Origin of the sequence: Pigmentiphaga sp. YJ18 (assembly GCF_038066655.1) — a bacterium.
Lineage (GTDB): Bacteria > Pseudomonadota > Gammaproteobacteria > Burkholderiales > Burkholderiaceae_B > Pigmentiphaga.
Window position 1 is genome coordinate 587413 of sequence record NZ_JBBUKU010000002.1, and the last position, 19885, is coordinate 607297.

A 19885-nucleotide genomic window follows, 5' to 3' on the forward strand; every position below is an offset into this window, starting at 1 on the left:
ATGTAAACACGGGGGCCGCGGTGGCCTAGGCGCAGGCCCGCGCGCGCAGCGCCCGGGACATGGCCTCCAGCATGCGTGCCCAGTCCTGGCGGACACGCTCGGCCTCGGCAGCCCGGCCGGCGTCCAGTTGCTGCGTGACCTTGATCTTGCAGCCGGGTTCGGCGTCGATCAGCGCCACGGTGACCAGCTCGGCCCGGGGGGCGTCCGCCGCGTGCCATTCGAAGGCCACGCAATAGGGCCGGTCCATGATCAGGTAGTTGTCCTGGCACCCGGCTTCGCCGTCGGTCCGCCGTTGGGCCAGGGCGGCGATGCAGGCATCGAAGACCGACTCGGTGGGCACGGGGAGATGCCGGACTGTGCAGACGTCTATCGTTCGGCTCATGCTGGCGTTTCCTGACAAGCGGGACCTCCGGCGGGGGCCGCCGGAGAGGGAGACGCGCAGCGTAGCGAATTTTGTGTACAGTGTCCACAATACCCCGGACGAGGTGTCGGGAAAGGCTTGCGGCATCAGCCCCAGGCGGCCCCCAGTTCGCGCGTGACCTGGGCCGCCGGCAGTTCGCGGCACGCACCGGGGTTCTGTCCGCACCACAGCGGAGAGAAATCGCCCGAGCCCTGCGCCTCGGCCTTGGCGCGCAGGGGCGCGATCGCCGAGGTCGCGAGCGGGAAGGCCGGCGCTGCCGGCGACATGGGGCCGAGTTCGCGCATCACCCGGTTCACGATGCCACGCGCCGGGCGCCCGGAGAACACGTTGGTGAGCGCGGTGTGGGCGGCGGGATGCTTGAGCGCGGCGCGATGGATGGCGCTGATCGTCGATTCGGGGCAGAGCAGGTAGGCCGTGCCGGCCTGCACGCCGGCCGCGCCCAGCGCCCGCGCCGCCGCGACCGTGCGCGCGTCGGCGATGCCGCCGGCCGCGACCACCGGCACGCGCACGGCCGCCACGATTTGCGGCAGCAGCGCGAAGGTGCCCGACTGGGTGTCCAGGTCGTCGGACAGGAAGATGCCCCGGTGGCCGCCGGCCTCGTTGCCCTGCGCGATGATGACGTCGGCGCCGTGGTCTTCCAGCCAGCGCGCCTCGTCGACGGTCGTGGCGGACGACAGCACCCTGGACCCCCAGGACTTCACGCGGGCCAGCAGTTCGGCCGAGGGCAGGCCGAAATGGAAGCTGATCACGGGAGGCCGATAGGGCTCGACCAGGTCGGCGATCTCGGCCGTGAACGGCGCACGTCCGGGACCGGGCTGGATGCCGGACGGATCGATGCCGAACTCGGCGTAGTATGGGCCGAGTGCCTGGCGCCATTGCGCTTCGCGCGCGGCATCGGGCACGGGCGGCGTATGGCAGAAGAAGTTGACGTTGTAGGGCCGGTCGGTGCCCGCCCGCAGCTTGTCGAGTTCGGCGCGAAGCGCGTCGGGCCCCAGCATCGCGCAGGGCAGGGAGCCCAGTCCGCCCGCGTTCGACACGGCGATCGCCAGCGCGCTGGCCTGCGAGCCGGCCATGGGTGCCTGGATGACGGGAAGGGCGATGCCCAGCAGTTCTTGCAGATTCATGAGGCGGCCTTGATCGGAAACGAAGGAAGAAGGGGGAGTTCGCCCGCCGGCAGGAGATCGGCCAGCGTGTAGTGGTCCAGATGGTGCAGGAAGCGCTGCAGGGCGGCATCCAGGATGCCCGTCAGCCGGCAGTGGCCGGTCAGCACGCAGGTGCTGCCGGTGCCGTGGCATTCGACCAGATGGAAGTCCGGTTCCAGGTCGCGCAGCACGTCGCCCAGCCCTATGCGCTCGGGCGGGCGGGCCAGCCGCATGCCGCCGCCCTTGCCGCGCACCGTCTCGAGGTAGCCCAGCTGCCCCAGGCGGTGCGTGACTTTCATCAGGTGGGCCGCGGAAATGCCGTGGGCCTGCGCGATCTCGGCGATCGTGCACAGCCTGTCGGCATGCGCGCCCACATGCATCAGCAGCCGCAGCGCGTAGTCGCTCTGGACCGTCAGGCGCATGGCAGCTCGCGCGCCAGGCGGTCGGGATGGCGCTGCATCTGGTAGCCCAGCCACAGGCTTTGCGCGATGCGGCGGGCCATGACCCGCGCACGCGCGGCCATGGCCTGGTTTTCCTGTTCCCCGGCTGTCAGGTCGAACAGCTCCAGCCAGCGCGCGAACAAGGTCTCGTCCAGGCCGGGCAGGGCGGCATGCCGCGTCATGGGCGTACCGCCGTAGCGCCGCGTGCCGCGCAGGATGGAAGACCAGAAATCGGTGAGCTTGGACAGATGGCTGTCCCAGTCGTCCACATGGGCTTCGAAGATGGGGCCCAGCTTGTCGTCCCGCCGCACCCGCGCGTAGAAGGCCGAGACGAGGCGCGCGATTTCCTCGTCGGTGCATAGATTGAGGTCGAGCATGGGGGGCCGCCGATAAACATATATATTGAATACATCTTATCAGACGCCCCCGAGGCCGGGCCAGTCCCGGCCAGCCCGGTGCTACAGTATGCGCAGCCTCGAACCCCATACCGATTTCCATGTCCCTCCTGGCATCGCTCTGGACCCAGTTGATCGCCTGGGTCAGCACTCATCTCGTCGAACCGGCCGTCGTCTTCCTGCACATCGCCGATAGCGCGGGCAATCCGCTGGAGATCTCCGAGGCGCTGTTGATCGCGCTGTTGCAGCTCTTCATCATCGGTTTCATCTTCCGTCCGCTGGAAACCCTCGCGCCGGCCGAGCGCTGGGAGGAACGAGGGCTCACGCGCATCGACCGGCTGTACACGCTGCTGATGCTGCTGGGCCTGTTCCCGCTGTTCAGCTACCTGATCCTGACGCCGTTCGCCAACATGCTGGGCGGGCTGGGGGGCGAGGCCGACGCCGGGCCCGCCGTGTCTTCCGGGCTCAAGCACTGGGTGCCCTGGTTCGAGGACCATCCCTATCTGCTGTTCCTGGTCTATTACCTGGTCTACGACTGCGTCTACTACTGGATGCACCGCGCCCAGCACGCCATCCCGTGGTGGTGGGCGCTGCACAGCATGCACCACAGCCAGCGCCAGATGAGCTGCTGGACCAACGACCGCGGCAGCTACATCGACGGCGTGCTGCAATCCTTCATCCTGGCCACCGTCGGCCTGGCGATGGGCGTGGAGCCTTCCGAGTTCGCGCTGTTGAGTCTATTGAGCGAACTGGTGCAGAACCTGTCGCACACCAACGTGCGCTTCGGCTTCGGCCGCATCGGCGAACGCGTGCTGGTCGACCCCAAGTTCCATCGCCTGCACCACATGGTGCGGGACCCCGAGCGTCCCTCGCTGCACAACTGCAACTTCGGGCAGGTCCTGCCCTTCTGGGACATGCTATTCGGCACGGCCCTGTATGGCGAGAAGATCCGCCCGACGGGCGTCAGCGATCCCATGGTCGACGCCGACAACGACCATGGCCTGGTCGGTCAGCAGTGGCAGGCCGCCCGGCGCTTCTGGGGAGCCGTGCGGCGGCCGGCGGGATGGAAGCTGGGCGAGGTGTCGTTCGGCCCGGACTATGCCCCCATCCCGAGCGACCAGGCCGAGCACCTGCCCGTCCGCGCCGACACGGGGCCGGCGGGCGGGGCGCCTGCGGCCTGAAGCCGGCCCCTCAGGGCCGGGCCAGGTGCCAGATGCCGTTGACCCCGTCGCCGGTGCGGTCGCCGGGCGTCCGGTCCTTGGTCCAGAAATACAGCGGCTTGCCGCGGTAGGCCCACTGCCGGACGCCGTCCTGGCGGGTGATGACCATCCAGTCCCCGGTGCGGGTGGCGCCCGAGGGGGCGGTCAAGGGCGGCCAGTTCTGCGCGCAGACGCCGTTGCAGGCGCTCTGGCCCACGGGATCGCGATCGAAGGTGTACAGGCTCATGCCGTTGGGGGCCACCATCGCGCCGTCGCTGATCTTCGCGGGTTCGCTCACCATCAGCGATGAGCAGCCCGCCGCGAGGACGGCGGCGGCGCAAGTGGCGTGGACGAAAGCTCGAACCATGATGCCTCCTTGAGTGGGTCGGTATTCCAGGGAAAGGATCACCGGCCAGTATGGTGGCTTTCGGCGCGTCGCCATATGTCCGCCGCCGGCATGGGTTGTAAGGTTTTGCAACCGGCGCCGGCGCGATGTTTCCAACGATGTCGGCCATCATGGCGTTGCGGCGCATGCGCCATAATGGCCGCGTTCCAATCACGTCGCCGCACATGAAAAGCGAATCCACTTTCGAATGGCTGGGGGTCATGCTGGGCGAAGCCATCCGCACCATCGTCGCCGCGCTGAAGACGGTGTTCGGCGGTTTCGGCGAAGCCGTCGGCGCGTTTTCCTCGGGCCTGGCCGAGGCGCTGGGCATGAGCCCGACCCTGTTCAATTTCGCGCTGCTGGTCCTGGGGCTGCTGCTGCTCTACGCCGGCATACGTTCGCTGATGAACCGCTCGGTGCTGGGCGCCATCTTCTGGTTCCTGCTGGCGGTGCTGCTGCTGGGCGGACTGATCGGCGAAGCCGGCACGCCCGCCTGAGGTTGCCGCGGCGCGGGAAATAAGGTGTCATGGAAGGATGTCCATGGCAGAGGTGCCCCAGATGCTTCCCATCCTCATCCTTCAGACCGGCGGTCCGCCGCAGGCGGTCGGCGCGGCCTACGGCGGCTTCGATCGCATGGTGGGCGAGGTGGCCGGCCTGAACCCCGCGCGCCTGGCCCGCGTGGCCGCCTACAAGGGCGAGACGCCGGAGGCGCCGTCACGCTACGCCGCGGCGCTGATCACCGGCTCGCGCGCCAACGTGACCGACCATGCGCCGTGGAGCGAGGCCTGTGCGGGCTGGGTGCGCGATGCCATGGACGTGTCGCTGCCCGTGTTCGGCATCTGCTATGGCCACCAGTTGATGAGCCATGCGCTGGGCGGACGGGTGGACTACCTGGACGGAGGCCGGGAGATCGGCACCCAGCAGGTCGAGCTGACGGCCGAGGCCGCTGGCGACGCGCTGCTGGACGGCATGCCGTCCCTCTTCGCCGCCCACTTCATCCACGAACAGACCGTGGCCGAGCCGCCCGCCGGCGCGGCCGTACTGGCCCGCAACGGCAAGGACAGCCACCAGATGCTGCGCTATGGCCCGAACGCGGTCTCGGTGCAGTTCCACCCCGAATTCACCGTGCCCGTCATGCGGGCGTATTTCGACGTGATGCAGGCCGGGCTGGCCGACGAAGGACTGGACGTGCCGGCGCTGCGCGCGGGCGTGGCCGAGACGCCCGTGTCCCATGCCATCATGCGGCGTTTCTTCGAGCGCCTGGCCCCGGCATCCGCGGATGCCGGATGACCGCTATCCCTATCCGCGATTCGACCAAGGAGACCGCCATTTCCACGCAGGTTCTTTCCCGGACCAGGCTGCTGGCCGCAAGCCTGGCGATGCTGGCCGCCGCCCAGGCCCATGCCCAACTCGACACCGGCGCCTGCCTGGCCAGGCTGCGGCCGGCGGCTCCCGCCAACGGCATCCAGGTGGCCGATTTCGATACCTACACGCAGGGCGCGACGCTGCTGGCTTCCACGGTAGCCTCGGCCCGCGCCCAGCCCGAGGGCAAGGAAACCTGGTGGGACTATCTGGCCAAGACCGTGGACGAGGAACGGGTGGCCGATGGGCGCAAGCTGATGGAGGCCGAAGCCGCGCCGCTGTCGCAGATTGCCGCGCGCTACGAGGTGGACGGGGAGGTGATGGTGGCCATCTTCGGCATCGAGACCAACTTCGGCCGGGTGCTGGGCAAGACCCGGGTGCTGGATGCGTGGCTGACCCGCGCGTGCACCGAGAACAAGCCGCTGTGGACCAAGAACGTCTATGCCTCGATACGGTTGCTGCGCGACGGGCTCGTGCAGCCGGACAGCTTCGTGGGATCGTGGAGCGGCGCCTTCGGCATGACCCAGTTCATTCCGACTTCGTACTATGAACTCGCGGCCGACGGCGATGGGGACGGCAGGATAGACCTGTATGGATCGCTGCCCGACGCGCTGGCGTCCACGGCCAGCCATTTGCGCAAGCGGCGCGCGCAATGGACGCGGGGCCTGCTGCCGGTCATCGAGGTCAAGCTGCCCGCGGGCGTGGCGGCGGGCGTGCCCGCCGACCAGGAGTTCGCGGGCTCGGAGCGCCGCACGCTGGCCGAATGGACGGCCCGCGGCGTGACCCGCGTGGACGGCGGCCGGCCGGACCAACTGCGCGGCGGCGAGCCGGCCCCGCAGTCGCCGGCCTATCTGTTCGCGCCGACCGGCGCGGGCGGTCCGGTCTTCCTGGCCACGCGCAACTTCGACGCCATCCTGAGCTACAACGGTTCGCACAAATACGCGCTGGCGGTCAGTCTGCTGATCGACCGGCTGCGCGGCGAGCCGCCCATCGCCACGCCCTGGCCGACCGACGACCCGGGCCTGTCGCGCGCCGAGATCCGCGAATTGCAGGCCTTGCTGCTGGCAAGGGGCCACGACATCGGCACGCCGGACGGCATCCCGGGCAGCCGCACGCGCGACGCCGTGGCCGCCGAGCAGTTGCGGGCGGGCCTGACCGTCGACGGCCGGGTGGGCCAGCGCATCCTGCAGACGCTGCGGCGGGATCCGTTGCCGCGTACCGGGCCGCCGCCGGAGCAGCGGGGCGGTGCATGAAAGCCGCGCCCGCGCCGGGCATCCTGGCCGTCGACATCGGCGGTACGGGGCTGAAAGCCGCCGTCATCGACGATGCGGGCCGGCTGCTGGGCCAGCACCTGCGGGTGCCCACGCCCCGGCCGTGTCCGCCGGACCGGCTGGTGGACGAGGTGGCGCGGCTGGCTGCTCCGCTAGGCGGCTACGACCGGATCTCCATCGGTTTCCCCGGAGTCGTCAGGCGGCAGCGCGTGCTGACCGCCGTCAATCTCGATTCGCCGGCCTGGGTGGGCTTTCCGTTGGCGCAGGTACTGGGCGACCGGCTGGGCCGTCCGGCGCGGATGGTGAACGATGCCGACATGCAGGGCTACGGCCTCGAGCAGGGCGACGGCCTGGAGTTCGTCATGACGCTGGGCACCGGCGTGGGCACGGCGCTGTTCCGCGACGGCGGGTTGATGCCGCACCTGGAGCTTGCGCACCATCCCATGGAGGACGGCAAGACCTACGAGGAATGCCTGGGCGACGCGGCGCTGCGGGCCGAGGGCAAGGAGCGCTGGAACCGGCGCCTGGCGCGCGCGCTGGCGCTGGTCGACATCCTGCTCAAGCCGGATCGCATCCACCTGGGTGGAGGCAATGCGCGCGAAGTGGATGCGGCCTGCCTGCCGCCCCATGTCCGTGTGGGCTCGAACGATGCCGGGCTGACCGGCGGGGCGGCGCTGTGGAGAAGCTGGGACCCGGCCCACGCCTGAGAGGCGCCGGGCTAGGGCAGTTCGGCCGGGTAGCTGTCCAGCGCCAGCGAGACCTGGCGGCGGATGTCCCAATCGGCCAGGGTCGCCTGCACCGCGCCGTAGTAGACCCCGTTCTTGACCACGAACATCGAGGGCAGGTGGAACACCTCGTAGCGTTCGACCAGCCCCCGGTTGCGGCCCGCGTCGATCCAGCAGATGCGGGCCACCGGCAGGCTCATGTCGGGAAGCTGGGCGCGCGCCAGCCGGCAATTGGGGCAGGTGTCGCTGGTGAAGACCAGCAGCGAGGTGCCGGGTGCGTCCAGCAGGAAGCGGTCGGCCGTGCCGTCGTCGATGTCGATCTGTTCCATGGCGAAAAAAAGCGGCGGCCGGTGGGCGCCGCGCTATGTTCATGCGCGAGAATATATCGGATTTCTCTTTTCGGGCCCGTGTCCATGCAAGCCAACGACCATGATGAACCGCCGCGCCGCTGCGCGTGGGCCGGCAATGATGCCCTGTATGTCTCCTATCACGACGAGGAGTGGGGGCGCCCCCTGGACGGCGAGGCGGCGCTGTTCGAGCGCATCAGCCTGGAGGGGTTCCAGGCCGGCCTGAGCTGGCTCACCATCCTGCGCAAGCGGCCGGCTTTCCGGCGGGCCTTCGCCGGTTTCGAGATCGACGAGGTGGCCGCTTTCGGCGCCCGCGACATCGAACGCCTGCTGGCCGACACGGGCATCGTGCGGCACCGGGGCAAGATCGAGGCGGTGATCAACAACGCATCCCGGGCGCGCGAGCTGCGCGCCGAGGAAGGCTCGCTCGCGGCCTTCCTGTGGCGCTACGAACCCGCCGGTGCCTACGAGGGACCGCCGCGCGCCGAGTCGCCGGAATCCAGGGCCCTGTCCAAGGAACTCAAGCGGCGCGGCTGGCGCTTCGTGGGCCCGACCACGATGTATTCGCTGATGCAGGCCGTGGGCATGGTCAACGACCACGGGCCGGATTGCGCCTGCCGGAAGACGGTCGACGCCCTGCGCGCCGCCTTTTCGCGGCCGGGTGCCGCGGGCCGGCGCAAGCGGGCCTGAGTAAGCCCCGCCTCCTATGAAGCAGCGTGCACAGGTAGCACGTTGTGATGACTTCGGATAGAGTATCCGGGCTGGATGCAGTGCCTTGTCGCGTTACCGGTTGGTTTCCCTGTCCGATCCCCGGTGTCACGAATGCCGCGGGTAACGGACCGAAGCATTCGTACGGGGGCAGGTCATGACGTGGGTACTCGAGGCCATCAGGCAGTCGCCGGAGATCCTGCTGTTTCTTTCGCTGGCGATCGGTTTCTGGATAGGCAGATTCCAGTTCGGCAGGTTCCAGCTCGGGGGCGTGGCCGGGTCGCTGCTGGTGGCCGTGCTGTTCAGCCAGCTCGGCGTCTCCATCGACAACGGCGTCAAGGCGGTGCTCTTCGCGCTGTTCATCTATGCGGTCGGTTTCGAGAGCGGCCCCCAGTTCTTCAAGTCCCTTGGACGCCAATCCCTGAAGGAAATCGCCATGGCGGCGGTGCTGGCCGTCACGGGCCTCGTGACCGTGGTGGTGCTGGCGCGCCTGTTCGGCCTGGACAAGGGCCTGGCCGCCGGCGTGGCGGCGGGGGGGCTGACGCAGTCGGCCATTATCGGCACCGCCGGCTCGGCGCTGGCCAAGCTGGGCCTGCCGCCCGACGAACTCCAGCGCCTGCAGGCCAACGTGGCCATCGGCTACGCCGTGACCTACATCTTCGGTTCGTTCGGCGCCATCATCATCTGCGTCAACGTGCTGCCGAAGTTCATGGGCCGCGACATCCGCGAGGACGCGGTGAAGGCCGAGACCGCCATGAGCGCCGGCATGATCGTGCCCGGCGCGGGCGAGCAGCTCGCGGCGCCCGAGGTGGTGGGGCGGCTTTATCGCGCCGGCCCGGGGGCAGGCAGCACCGTGGCCGAGATCGAGGCGCTGGCGCCCGACGGCATGGCGGTGACGGTCGAGCGCATCAAGCGCGACGGCCAGATCATTCCCGCGCAGGCCGACCTGAAGCTGCACGCCACCGACATCGTGCTGCTGGCCGGCAGGCGGGCGGCCGTGATGGCGGCGCGCCAGGCGCTGGGGGACGAGGTGTTGTCGTCCAGCGGCATGGACATGGTCATGGTCACGCGCGACGTGCTGATCACCGGTGCCGGCTACCTGGGCAAGACCGTCGCGCAGATACGGACGGGCATCGCCGCCGACATCCGCCACGGCATCGTGGTGCTGGGCCTGAAGCGCGACGGCCGGCCGCTGCCGATGGAGCCGGGCACGGTGATCCGGGCCGGCGACGTGGCGGTGCTGTTCGGCACCGGCAACGACATCCAGCGCGCGGCGCACAGCGTGGGCACCGTGATCGTGCCCAGCGACAAGACCGACTGGATCTATCACGGCCTGGGCCTGGCGGTGGGACTGATCATCGGGCTGGCGGTGCTGCGCATCGGATCGATTCCGCTCACGCTGGGCAGCGGCGGCGGGGCGCTTCTGTCCGGACTGCTGTTCGGCTGGTACCGCACGCGGCGGATGAGCCTGGGCAACATGCCCTCCGGCGCCTCGACGCTGCTGCGGGACCTGGGCCTGGCGGGGTTCGTCGCCGTGGTCGGGCTGCAATCCGGACTGCAGGCGGTCGACACCATACGCACCAGCGGCCTGTCCATCTTCCTGATCGGCGTGGCGGTCACCATCGTGCCGCTGCTCATCACCATGGTGTTCGGCCGCTATGTGCTGCGCTACGACAACACGGCGGTGTTCGCCGGCGCGCTGTCCGGATCGCGCAGCGCCAATCCGGCCTTCGGCGAGGTGCTGGACAAGGCCGGCAACTCGGTACCCACGGTGCCTTTCGCCGTGACCTATGCCCTGGCAAACGTCTTCCTGACCCTGCTCGGTCCACTGGTCGTCGCCTTCGCCTAGGGTCCCATCGCAAGCCATCCACGCACGGAGGCCATCATGTCGACAGCGGATTACAGCCGGTACGCGAAACTGAGTCCTTTCGAACTGAAGGACGCGCTCATCGAACTGGCCTCCAGCCAGCAGAACCGGCTCATGCTCAACGCGGGGCGGGGCAATCCCAACTTCCTGGCCATCGTGCCGCGGCGCGCGTTCTTCCGGCTGGGGCTGTTCGCGGCGCTGGAGTCGGAATTGTCCTTCTCGTACATGCCGCACGGCATAGGCGGCCTGCCACGGATCGAGGGCATCGAGAACCGTTTCAACGCCTACATCGCCGAGAACCGCGACCAGGAGGGCGTGGTGTTCCTGGGGCGCGCGCTGAGCTACGTGCGCGACCAGATGGGGCTGTCCGCCTCCGGGTTCCTGCACGAGATGGTCGAGGGCGTGCTGGGCGACAACTACCCGGTGCCGCCGCGCATGCTGCGGATCACCGAGGAAATCGTCCGGACCTATCTGGTCAAGGAGATGGTAGGCGGCTTGCTGAGCAACCAGAACATCGATGTCTTCGCCACCGAGGGCGGCACCGCCGCGATGACCTACGTCTTCGACACGATGAAGGAGAACGGGCTGATCAAGGCGGGGGACAAGGTGGCGATCGGCATGCCGGCCTTCACGCCCTACATGGAGATCCCGCGCCTGAACGACTACCGGCTGGAGCCGGTCTACATCAACGCCGACCCCGACCAGGGCTGGCAGTATCCCGACGCCGAGATCGACAAGCTGCTCGATCCGGCGGTGAAGGTCTTCTTCTGCATCAATCCCAGCAATCCGCCGTCCTGCAAGATCAACGGCCATGGGCTGGAGCGCATACGCGGCATCATCGAGAGCCGGCGGCGCGACCTGATCGTGCTGACCGACGACGTCTACGGGACGTTCGCCGACGGCTTCCAGTCGCTGTTCGCCACGTGCCCGCGCAACACCATCCTGGTCTATTCGTATTCGAAATACTTCGGCGCGACGGGCTGGCGGCTGGGAGCCATCGCCGTGCACCAGGACAACGTCATGGACGAGCTCCTGCGCGGGCTGCCGGCTTCGACGAAGAAGGCCTTGAACGAACGCTATGCCTCGCTCACGCCGGACGTGCCAGGGTTGAAGTTCATCGACCGGCTGGTGGCCGACAGCCGGTCCGTGGCGTTGAACCACACGGCCGGGCTGTCCACGCCGCAGCAGGTGCAGATGGCCTTGTTCTCGCTGTTCGCGCTGATGGACGAGCAGGACGGCTACAAGGCCGAACTCAAGAAGCTGATACGCCGGCGGCAGGCGGCGCTGTACCGCGAGCTGGGCATCGCCCGGCATCACGACGAGAACGCGGTCGACTACTACACGCTGCTCGACCTGGGCGCGATCGCGAAGGACCTGCACGGCCCGGATTTCGCCGCCTGGATACAGAAGAACGTGGCGCCCACCGATCTCTTGTTCCGCATCGCGGACGAGACCGGTATCGTGATGCTGCCGGGCAGCGGCTTCGGCACGCTGCGGCCCGCCGGACGCGTATCGCTGGCCAATCTGAACGAATACGAATACGCCGCGATCGGCCAGGCCTTGCGGCAGATGGCCGAACAGTTCTACGAGGACTACCGCAAGGGCCGGCCCGGACCCGCCGCCAAGCGCGGCGCGGGCAAGGGCAAGGCGAAGAAGAGCGGCAAGAAGTAGCTGGCCGTTATTCCCAGCCGCCGCCCAGCGCCAGGAACAGCGCCGCCTGGTCGGCGGCCAGTTGTCCTTGCGCGGCGGTCAGCGCGCTTTCCGAACCGGCCAGGGTGCGGTCGGCGTCCAGCGCCGTCAGGAAATCGGTACGCCCCAGGCGGTACAGCGTGCGCGCCTGTTCGGCGGCCTCGCGGTTGCGGTCGCGGGCGGCGCGCAGCGCGTCGGTCCGGTCCAGGTCCCGGGCATAGACGGTCAGCGCGCTGGAGGTCTCGCGCAGCGCGTTCAGCACCGCGGCGTCGAAGCGGGCCAGCGCCGCCGCGCTGCCTGCCTCGGCTTGTTCGATATGGCTGCGCGCCAGGCCGGTGTTGGGCAGGCTCCAGGAGATGAGCGGCCCCAGGCTCCAGCGGAAGCTGTTGTCGGCGCCCAAGCGCGAGAGCGTGCCGGTGCTGCCGGCCGACAGGCCCAGCGAGATGCTGGGATACAGCTCGGCCGTGGCCACGCCTATGCGGGCGGTGGCGGCGGCCAGCGAACGCTCGGCCTGGCGGATGTCGGGCCGCCGGCGCAGCAGCGCCGCGCCATCGCCCACGGGGACGGGATCGCGCAGGGTGGGCGGCGCGTGACACGTGGCCAGGGAAGCGGGCATCGAACCCGGCACCTTGCCCACCAGGACGGCCAGCCGGTAGAGCGCGGTGGCGCGTTGCGCTTCCAGCGGCGGCACGGCCGCCCGCAACTGTTCGAGCTGGCCCTGGGCGCGACTGACGTCCAGCGAGGTCCCCCGGCCCATGCCGGCGCGCTTGCGGGTGAGATCGGCGAACTGTTCCTGCAGCACGATGGAATGGCGGGCCACGTCCAGTTGCTGCCCGGCGGCGCAGGTGTCGGCATAGGCACGCACCGTGCCTGCGGCGACGTTGACGCGAGCCAGGTCGTAGGCGGCCTGGGCGGCATCGGCGTCGGCATGGGCGGCCTCCATGCCGCGCGAGAGCTTGCCGAACAGGTCGACCTGATAGGACACGGCGGCGCCCGTGTCGTAGGTGCCGATGTCGGGCAGCGGATAGGGCACGCCCTTGGCCGCGCCGGAGGCGCGTCCATAGGCCGGGGCCCCGCTGACCGAGACGTTCGGACGACGGCCGGCACCGGCTTCATCGACGATGGCGGCGGCGCGTTGCAGGTTGGCGGCGGCCACGCGCAGGTCGGTGTTGGCGGCGAAGGCCTGCCCGACCAGATCGTCCAGCACCGGGTCGTCGTACAAGCGCCACCAGTGGGCAGGCAATGGCGCCGACCGGGCGGACGAGGCCGCGAGGCCAGCCAGCGGACCGTTGGCGGCATCGAGCCTGACCGCGGCCTGGCCGGGAACCTGGTAGTCGGGGCCGACGGTCGAGCAGGCGGCCATCGCCCCCAGCAGCGCGGCGGCCAGGCAGCGCAAGGCATGGATCTTCATGAGGCCGCTCCTGCGGAGCGGCGGGGCGCGGCCGGCTCGCGCACTTCCACCGTGGCCGTCTGGCCCGCCACCAGCCTGACCGAATCCGGAACGCGGTCGATGGCCACGCGCACCGGAATGCGCTGGGCCAGCCGCACCCAGTTGAAGGTCGGGTTGACGTTGGGCAGCAGGTTGGCGGCGGTGCTGCGATCGCGGTCGGCGATGCCTTCGGAGAAGCTCTCGACGTGGCCTTCCAGCGCTTCACCCGCGCCCATCAGCAGCACCGACGCCGGGTCGCCGACGTGGATGCGCGGCAGCTTGTTTTCCTCGAAATAGCCTTCGACGTAGAACGAGTCGCGATCGATCAGCGCCATGACGGCACGGCCGGCGGTGACGTAGGCGCCGCCTTGCAGGTCCAGGTTGGTCACGTAGCCGTTCACGGGCGAGACCACCGTGCTGCGGGCCAGGTTCAGCCGGGTCAGGTCCAGGTTGGCCTGCGCCTGGGTCAGCGCGGCGCGCAGTTGCTCGGCGTGCGCCTGGGCCTGTTCGCGGCTTTCCTGGGCCACCAGCTCGCCCAGTTCGCCGTTGCGGCGGACTTCGCGCGTGGCCTGGGCCAGTGCCGCGCGCTGCGACTGCACGGCGGCTTCGGCCTGGCGCACGGCCAGCTCGTAGCGGGCCTTGTCGATCTCGAACAGGATCTGTCCGGCGCGGACGGCCTGGTTGTCGCGCACCATCACCTGGGTGACGGGGCCGGTGACGTCGGGCGCGACCTGCACCACGTAGGCCTTCACGCGGCCGTCGCGCGTCCAGGGGCGCACCTCGTAGCGCTGCCACAGGGTCCAGCCGGCGGCGATGGCGATGGCCAGGACCAGCAGGGTCAATGCGAACCGGCCCAGCGCCGGCAATGAAAGCTTGGGTATCACGTTAGAACTCGCGGGTGAACAGGAGCGACAGGCAGGCCAGCACGATGACGAACAGGCAGGCGTCGAACAGCGGGGGGTGCCAGACCAGGCGGTAGAACCCGAGGCGGGCCAGCCCGTGTCCGAGCAGCCGTGCCACGACGATGGCCGCGAAAGTCAGCAGCAGCAGGGCGGGCACGTACAGGCCATAGACATTGACTTCAGCGAACATGGCGGGGCTCCGGTAACAGGGACGCCGGCTGGTAATCGTCGGCATCGGGATGCAGGTCGCGGCGGATGCCGCACAGCGCGGCCACGGCGTCGCGCTGCGCGGTTGAAGCCGGCAACGCGCACACGGCGCGCAGCAGGGCGTCGATCCGCGCGAGCAAATCGGGGGCGGGGCGCTGGGTGGGCAGGCGCCGGCCGGCGAAGAACGAGGACAGCGCGGTCAGCAGCGGCCGCACGCGGACCTGTTCGCGGTCCAGTTCGGGCTGCAGGCGCAGCAACTGCGTCATGTTCAGGCCCACGCGCAAGTCCGCCAGCACGTCGGCGCCTTGCAGGTCGGCATTGGCGCGGGCGGCCGCCATGCGGGGCGCAAGCAGCGCCAGGCGGTCCAGCATGCGGGCCGAGATCTCGGTCACAACGATGTTGCGGGCCGAGTCGGCGCGGCCCAGTTCGGCCAGTTCCCGCCAGTTCGCGCGCAGCAGCCTGAGCGCGCTGTGGTCGACGCTGATGGTGCGGAACAGCCGCGTGCAGACGGCGGCGGCCACGATGCCCGCCACCTGTGCCAGCATGCTGTTGGCGAAGGAAACGAGATCGGCGGTCTGGGTGTCGTGCATGGCCAGCGCCGACGCGACGCCGAACAGGAAGGCCATCGCGCGGCCGGTGGTGGGGGGACGCGCGATCAGGACGCCCAGCAGGAGGAACAGCGGCGCGGTGGTCAGCACCAGCATCTCGAAGCTGTGCACGGCCGGCAGCACGACCAGCAGGTAGAAGGCCGAGCACGGGATGGACAGCAGCGTGAACTTCAGGAACACCCGTATCGCCGGCACCGGGTTGTCCAGGGTGGCGAACAGGCAGCAGAAGATGGCGGCCATCAGCGCCGCGCCCGATCCCGCCTGCCAGGCGGTGGCGATCCAGAACAGGCAGCAGGCCAGGATGGCCACGGTGGCCGCGAAGGCCGACAGCAGGGCCAGTCCGCGGTCGGTATGCAGCACGCGCGGCGAGCTGGGCTGTTCGCGGATGGATTCGGAACGCGCGTCGTGCAGGCCCGCCTCGATATGGGTGCGCAGCGCGCTGGAATCGGCGTAGGCATGGATCAGGGCCTTCAGGCGCGAGCCCAGGCTGAGTTCGACCATGTCGCGCCAGCCCATGTCCGGCGAGACCGCGGGGTGGTTCGCGTCGATGGCCCGCACCAGTCCGGCCAGCCGCGCCGGGTCCCGGGGCTGGGGATCCCCGGTCCACGCGGCCACGTCCCGCATCACCGTTTCCCAGCGGCGCGCCAGGCCGGCGGGCATCTCGCGCAGCACGGCCAGGCGGTCTTCGATGGCGGACATCAGCGGCATCATCAGCGAGATGCGGTCCTGCACGGCGTGGATGGCATTCGAGGTCCAGCGCAGGTGCGAGGTGTCGAAGGGCAGGTGGGTCGCCATCAGCCGCAGGTCGGTGACGTCGGCGGCCAGCTTGCGGCGGTCCAGCTGGCCGGCGTCTGACTTGCCGCCCAGCGTGTCGGCGATCCAGCGCTGGGCGTCGTCGTAGGCGCGCTGCACGCGGGAGACGAGGACGGGACCGATGCCCTGCGGCATGACCAGGCTGTGGATGAGCGTGGCGCAGGTGATGCCCAGCAGGATCTCCTCGACGCGGGCCAGCGAGATGTCGAAGATCTGTTCGGGCTGCGTGACGGCGGGAAAGCCGATCAGCGCGGCGGTGTAGCCCGCCAGCATGAAAAGATAGGACCTGGGCGTGCGATCGAGCAGCGAGATGTACAGGCACAACCCCACCCACAGCGCGAATGCGAGCGACAGCAGTTCCGGCGCGTTGGCCAGGAGCGGCACGGCGGCCAGGGCCATGGCCGACCCCAGCGTGGTGCCGGTGACACGGTAGACCGTCTTGGAGCGCACCGCGCCGGCCAGCGGGCTGCTGACCACGTAGGCGGTGGTCATGGCCCAGAACGGACGCGGCAGGCCCATGCGCATCGCGAGATACAAGGCGAGGACCGCGGCGGCGTAGCTCTTGAGCGAGAACAGCGTTTCGGAAAGGGTGGGGAGCTTCATGAGGACGACGCGGGACCGGCTTCCTGGGCGAGTTGTTCGATCGCGGTCTGCAAGCCTTCCAGCGTGCGCAGGCAGGCTTCGATGTCGTCCTTGCTCCTGCCGGCGAACAGGGCGCGGCGGAAGGGGATGAGGGCGGCTTCGACCCGGTCGGCGCACTGCCGGCCGGCGGCCGTGAGATACAGAGACTTGGCGCGGCGGTCGGAGGCGTCTTCGCGGCGCTCGACCAGGCCCAGCTCGACCACGCGGTCGATGACGCGCACCACCGACGAGGGCTCGATGCCCAGCGCGTCGGCGACGGCGCCGGGGCGGGCGCCGTCGCCCAGGCGGCCGATCATTACCACCGGCCAGGCGGTGGCCTGGGACAGGCCGAAATCCGCGGTCAAGGTGTCGGCCGCGGATTTGTAGGCCCGAGCCGTGCGACCCAGGGCCATGGTCAGGGTGGCGAGCTGTTTGTCAATTTTGTCCATGCAAAATATTAGCATGCAAACTATTTGTATGTGAACAATTTGTCGATTCGACAAAAATTCGACAAGCTTTCGACGTTAATTCGATGGCGCCCCCGATAGTCTTGCCGGCATTGCTTCAAGGGAGCACCGGTTTGTCTTCCGTACTGCACGAGCGTCGCTCGGGGACGTTCATTTGGGGCCTGCTCCTGGCCGGCCGGGATCGCGGCTGGGGACTTCGAAGCAGCACGCGGCTGGCGCTCGCCATCGCCGCCGGGTTGATGCTTTTCTACAACATCGCGGTCTGGCGCGAGATCCTGCGCATCGTTCCCTGGAACGGCACGGGCTCGGCCGTCTTCTATCTGTCGTTCGCCATCCTGATGTGGTCGGCGTTCGGGGCGCTGCTGACGCTGTGCTCGTTCAGGGCCGTGTTCAAGCCGCTGCTGACGCTGCTGTTGCCGGTTTCCGCCGTGGCGGCTTATTTCATGTGCACCTACGGCATCGCGATCGACAACGTGATGGTGCAGAACCTGGCCGAGACCGACGTGAGCGAGGCCAGCGCCTTGCTGAGTCCGGGGCTGCTGGGCTATCTGCTGGTGCTGGGCGTGCTGCCGGTGGCGGGGCTGTGGCGCCTGCGCGTGGAGTACGCGACGGGCGCGCGGGGCGTGGCGGCCCGCCTGCTGGTGGCCGCGGCCTGCCTGGTGACGGGACTGGCGATGCTGGGCGGTTTCTATTCGGTGTATGCGCCGCTGTTCCGCGAGCACCGGCAGGTGACGCAGAAGATCAATCCCACGAGCTATCTGTACGCGCTGGGCAAGTACGCGCGCCAGCGCTGGGGGAGCAAGGAAGCCGCCCTGGTCGTCGCGCCCATCGGCCTGGACGCTACCCGTTCGGCGGGCGCCTCGGCGCGGCCCCGCAAGTCCCTGGTGGTGTTCGTGGTGGGCGAGACGGCGCGCGCGGACCACTTCGGGCTCAACGGCTATGCGCGCGATACGACGCCGGAGCTGTCGCGCCTGGGCGTACTCAATTTCTCCAATGTCTCGTCATGCGGGACCTCCACGGCGGTGTCGGTGCCCTGCATGTTCTCGGACCTGGGCCGGATGGGTTATTCGGACCGCGCGGCCAAGACGCGCGAGGGCTTGCTGGACGTGCTCCAGCGGGCCGGCGTGGCGGTCTACTGGCGCGAGAACAACAGCGACTGCAAGGGCACCTGCCTGCGCGTGCCCAACGACAGCGTCATGGGCAAGCCCCGCCATCCCCATTGCGATGCCGAGGGCTGCCGCGACGAGGCCTTGCTGGAGGGCCTGTCCGCCTATATGGACGCCCACCAGGGCGACGCCTTCATCGTGCTGCACACCATGGGCAGCCACGGGCCGGCCTACTACCGGCGCTACCCGCCGGAGTTCGAGCGCTTCAAGCCGGTCTGCCGCATCAACCAGCTGGGCGATTGCCCCAAGGAAACGCTGGTCAACGCCTATGACAACTCCATCCTCTACACCGACTACTTCCTGGCACAGGTCGTTGGCCTGTTGCAGAAGCAGGCCGCCACGCGGGATACGGCCATGGTCTACGTGTCCGACCATGGGGAATCGCTGGGCGAGAACGGCCTTTACCTGCACGCGGCGCCGTATGCGATCGCGCCGCGCGCCCAGACCCACGTGCCCATGGTGATGTGGATGTCGCCCGGCGCGGCGCGCGACTGGGGCGTGGACACGGCCTGCCTGGCCGCCCGCCGCGACGAGCCCTACAGCCACGACAACCTGTTCCATTCCTTCCTGGGCATGTTCGAGGTACGCACGGGCGTGTACAAGCAGCAGCTGGACCTGCTCGCGCCTTGCCGCGCGGCGCTGGAGGCCCGGGTGGGCAAGGGCCGCGCCCGGGGCTAGGGTCGACCGGCCAAGGGGCCTTAGAAGACGCTTTCGGCCAGGTTGTGCTGTTCGATCACAGACCGGACCGTATGGCCGCTGGGCTGGCAGGCGAACTCGCATTCCTGCGGCATCTCGTCCGTGTGGCACTCGCCGCCCAGCAGCGGGCACCGGCCGAACAGTTCGCTGACCCAGTCGACGAAGGCCCGAACCTTGGGCGACAGGTGCCGGTTGTGCAGGTAGACCACCGAGATCGGCATGGGGGAAGGCTTCCAGTCGGTCAGCACCTCGCGCAGCAGGCCGGACTCCAGGTGCGGCCGCACCATGTAGCGGGCGGGCTGGATGAGGCCGAAGCCTTGCAGGCCGCAGGCCACGTAGGCGTCCGAATCGTTGACCGAAACGATGCCCTTGACCTTGACCTCGGTGGATACGCCGTCCACGACGAAATCCCAGTCGATGGTGCGGCCGGTGCGGGCGGAGAAATAATGGACCGCGTGGTGGCGCTCCAGGTCCCGGAGCGTGCGCGGCTCGCCATAGGCTTCGAGGTAGGAGGGCGCGGCGCAGGTCAGGCTCTCGAAGGTGCCGATGCGCCGGGCCACCATGGAGGAGTCCTGCAGCTCGCCGACGCGGATGGCGCAGTCCACGGCTTCCTGGACCAGGTCGACCGGGCGATCGCTCATGCCTATCACCAGCTCGATGTCCGGGTAGCGCTCATGGAATTCGCACAGCGACGGAATCAGGATGGAACGGCCGATCGAGGCCGGCGTATCGATGCGCAGCCGGCCGCGCGGCCGGCGCGCGACGTCTCGAAACGAGGTCTCGGCCTCCTCCAGGTCGGCCAGCAGCCGTATGCAGCGCTCGTAGTACGAGGCGCCGTCGGGCGTCAGGCTGATCTTGCGGGTGGTCCGGTTCAGCAGCCGGACCTGCAGCGCGCGTTCGAGATTGCGGATGGTGGTGCTGACGGTGGCGCGCGGCAAGCCGAGGTTGTCGGCCGCCAGGGTGAAGCTGTTGGCTTCGACGACGCGCGTGAACACCTGCATGGCCTGAAATTTATCCACGGAAGG

21 protein-coding genes are annotated in these 19885 nt (G+C 69.1%); 9 read left to right on the forward strand and 12 right to left on the reverse strand.

Features of this window, described 5'->3' with window-relative positions:
* Window positions 1–25: 25 nt before the first annotated feature.
* From WKR98_RS16550 to WKR98_RS16565, 4 genes are all read right to left on the reverse strand, one after another.
* Window positions 26–382: an SRPBCC domain-containing protein gene (locus WKR98_RS16550; protein ID WP_124689596.1), complete on the reverse strand. Its 357-nt coding sequence runs from the start codon at window positions 380–382 to the stop codon at window positions 26–28.
* Between the two features lie 125 nt (window positions 383–507).
* A complete protein-coding gene (locus WKR98_RS16555; protein WP_341434150.1) occupies window positions 508–1545 on the reverse strand; it encodes an NAD(P)H-dependent flavin oxidoreductase in 1038 nt (345 codons plus the stop codon).
* Window positions 1542–1985, reverse strand: a complete 444-nt coding sequence (locus tag WKR98_RS16560) for an RrF2 family transcriptional regulator (RefSeq protein WP_341434151.1) — start codon at window positions 1983–1985, stop codon at window positions 1542–1544. The genes WKR98_RS16555 and WKR98_RS16560 overlap by 4 nt, the downstream gene beginning before the upstream one ends.
* Complete coding sequence (locus WKR98_RS16565; RefSeq protein ID WP_124689593.1) at window positions 1976–2380, reverse strand: group III truncated hemoglobin; 405 nt, start codon at window positions 2378–2380, stop codon at window positions 1976–1978. The genes WKR98_RS16560 and WKR98_RS16565 overlap by 10 nt, the downstream gene beginning before the upstream one ends.
* A 119-nt stretch (window positions 2381–2499) precedes the next feature.
* Between WKR98_RS16565 and WKR98_RS16570 the strand changes: the two genes are divergently transcribed.
* On the forward strand, window positions 2500–3579 hold the full coding sequence (locus tag WKR98_RS16570) for a sterol desaturase family protein (RefSeq protein ID WP_341434152.1): 1080 nt from the start codon (window positions 2500–2502) through the stop codon (window positions 3577–3579).
* Between the two features lie 10 nt (window positions 3580–3589).
* On the opposite strand, the gene WKR98_RS16575 is transcribed toward WKR98_RS16570, so the two are convergent.
* A complete protein-coding gene (locus WKR98_RS16575; protein WP_124689591.1) occupies window positions 3590–3964 on the reverse strand; it encodes a COG4315 family predicted lipoprotein in 375 nt (124 codons plus the stop codon).
* 203 nt (window positions 3965–4167) lie between these two features.
* Between WKR98_RS16575 and WKR98_RS16580 the strand changes: the two genes are divergently transcribed.
* The 4 genes from WKR98_RS16580 to WKR98_RS16595 are packed head-to-tail and all read left to right on the forward strand — an operon-like array spanning window position 4168 to window position 7322.
* Window positions 4168–4479, forward strand: a complete 312-nt coding sequence (locus WKR98_RS16580; protein WP_341434153.1) for a hypothetical protein — start codon at window positions 4168–4170, stop codon at window positions 4477–4479.
* A 43-nt stretch (window positions 4480–4522) separates the two neighbouring features.
* The gene (locus tag WKR98_RS16585) at window positions 4523–5272 is read left to right on the forward strand and encodes a glutamine amidotransferase (RefSeq protein ID WP_238160412.1); all 750 of its coding nucleotides are present in this window, start codon (window positions 4523–4525) and stop codon (window positions 5270–5272) included.
* Complete coding sequence (locus tag WKR98_RS16590; RefSeq protein ID WP_341434154.1) at window positions 5269–6597, forward strand: lytic murein transglycosylase; 1329 nt, start codon at window positions 5269–5271, stop codon at window positions 6595–6597. Before WKR98_RS16585 ends, WKR98_RS16590 begins: the two co-directional genes overlap by 4 nt.
* Window positions 6594–7322 (forward strand): ROK family protein, encoded by a 729-nt coding sequence (locus WKR98_RS16595; RefSeq protein WP_124689588.1) that lies wholly within the window; start codon window positions 6594–6596, stop codon window positions 7320–7322. The genes WKR98_RS16590 and WKR98_RS16595 overlap by 4 nt, the downstream gene beginning before the upstream one ends.
* Window positions 7323–7333: 11 nt before the next feature.
* Here WKR98_RS16595 and WKR98_RS16600 read toward each other — a convergent pair whose 3' ends face one another.
* Complete coding sequence (locus WKR98_RS16600; RefSeq protein WP_087840277.1) at window positions 7334–7669, reverse strand: thioredoxin family protein; 336 nt, start codon at window positions 7667–7669, stop codon at window positions 7334–7336.
* An 84-nt stretch (window positions 7670–7753) separates the two neighbouring features.
* Here WKR98_RS16600 and WKR98_RS16605 point away from each other — a divergent pair, with 84 nt between their 5' ends.
* The 3 genes from WKR98_RS16605 to WKR98_RS16615 all read left to right on the forward strand — a co-directional run bounded on the left by WKR98_RS16605 (window position 7754) and on the right by WKR98_RS16615 (window position 11933).
* A complete protein-coding gene (locus tag WKR98_RS16605) occupies window positions 7754–8377 on the forward strand; it encodes a DNA-3-methyladenine glycosylase I (RefSeq protein ID WP_341434155.1) in 624 nt (207 codons plus the stop codon).
* A 175-nt stretch (window positions 8378–8552) separates the two neighbouring features.
* Window positions 8553–10244: an aspartate-alanine antiporter gene (gene aspT / locus WKR98_RS16610; protein WP_341434156.1), complete on the forward strand. Its 1692-nt coding sequence runs from the start codon at window positions 8553–8555 to the stop codon at window positions 10242–10244.
* Between the two features lie 36 nt (window positions 10245–10280).
* Window positions 10281–11933 carry a bifunctional aspartate transaminase/aspartate 4-decarboxylase gene (locus WKR98_RS16615; RefSeq protein WP_341434157.1) on the forward strand — a complete coding sequence of 551 codons (1653 nt, stop codon included), beginning with the start codon at window positions 10281–10283 and terminating at the stop codon, window positions 11931–11933.
* Between the two features lie 7 nt (window positions 11934–11940).
* On the opposite strand, the gene WKR98_RS16620 is transcribed toward WKR98_RS16615, so the two are convergent.
* Genes WKR98_RS16620 through WKR98_RS16640 form a run of 5 tightly spaced genes read right to left on the reverse strand, consistent with a single transcriptional unit; the run spans window position 11941 to window position 16980 of the window.
* The gene (locus tag WKR98_RS16620; protein WP_341434158.1) at window positions 11941–13362 is read right to left on the reverse strand and encodes an efflux transporter outer membrane subunit; all 1422 of its coding nucleotides are present in this window, start codon (window positions 13360–13362) and stop codon (window positions 11941–11943) included.
* The gene (locus WKR98_RS16625) at window positions 13359–14261 is read right to left on the reverse strand and encodes an HlyD family secretion protein (RefSeq protein WP_341434483.1); all 903 of its coding nucleotides are present in this window, start codon (window positions 14259–14261) and stop codon (window positions 13359–13361) included. The genes WKR98_RS16620 and WKR98_RS16625 overlap by 4 nt, the downstream gene beginning before the upstream one ends.
* A gap of 4 nt (window positions 14262–14265) precedes the next feature.
* Window positions 14266–14472 (reverse strand): DUF1656 domain-containing protein, encoded by a 207-nt coding sequence (locus tag WKR98_RS16630; RefSeq protein ID WP_124689583.1) that lies wholly within the window; start codon window positions 14470–14472, stop codon window positions 14266–14268.
* Entirely contained in the window at window positions 14462–16513 is a 2052-nt protein-coding gene (locus WKR98_RS16635; RefSeq protein WP_341434159.1) for an FUSC family protein, read from the reverse strand. The genes WKR98_RS16630 and WKR98_RS16635 overlap by 11 nt, the downstream gene beginning before the upstream one ends.
* Entirely contained in the window at window positions 16510–16980 is a 471-nt protein-coding gene (locus WKR98_RS16640; RefSeq protein ID WP_124689581.1) for a MarR family winged helix-turn-helix transcriptional regulator, read from the reverse strand. Before WKR98_RS16640 ends, WKR98_RS16635 begins: the two co-directional genes overlap by 4 nt.
* Window positions 16981–17111: 131 nt before the next feature.
* On the opposite strand from WKR98_RS16640, the gene WKR98_RS16645 reads away from it, so the two are divergent.
* Window positions 17112–18842, forward strand: coding sequence for a phosphoethanolamine transferase (locus WKR98_RS16645; protein WP_341434160.1), 1731 nt, complete (start codon window positions 17112–17114; stop codon window positions 18840–18842).
* Window positions 18843–18862: 20 nt separating this feature from the next.
* Here WKR98_RS16645 and WKR98_RS16650 read toward each other — a convergent pair whose 3' ends face one another.
* Window positions 18863–19879, reverse strand: a complete 1017-nt coding sequence (locus WKR98_RS16650) for a LysR family transcriptional regulator (protein WP_124689579.1) — start codon at window positions 19877–19879, stop codon at window positions 18863–18865.
* Window positions 19880–19885: the final 6 nt, after the last annotated feature.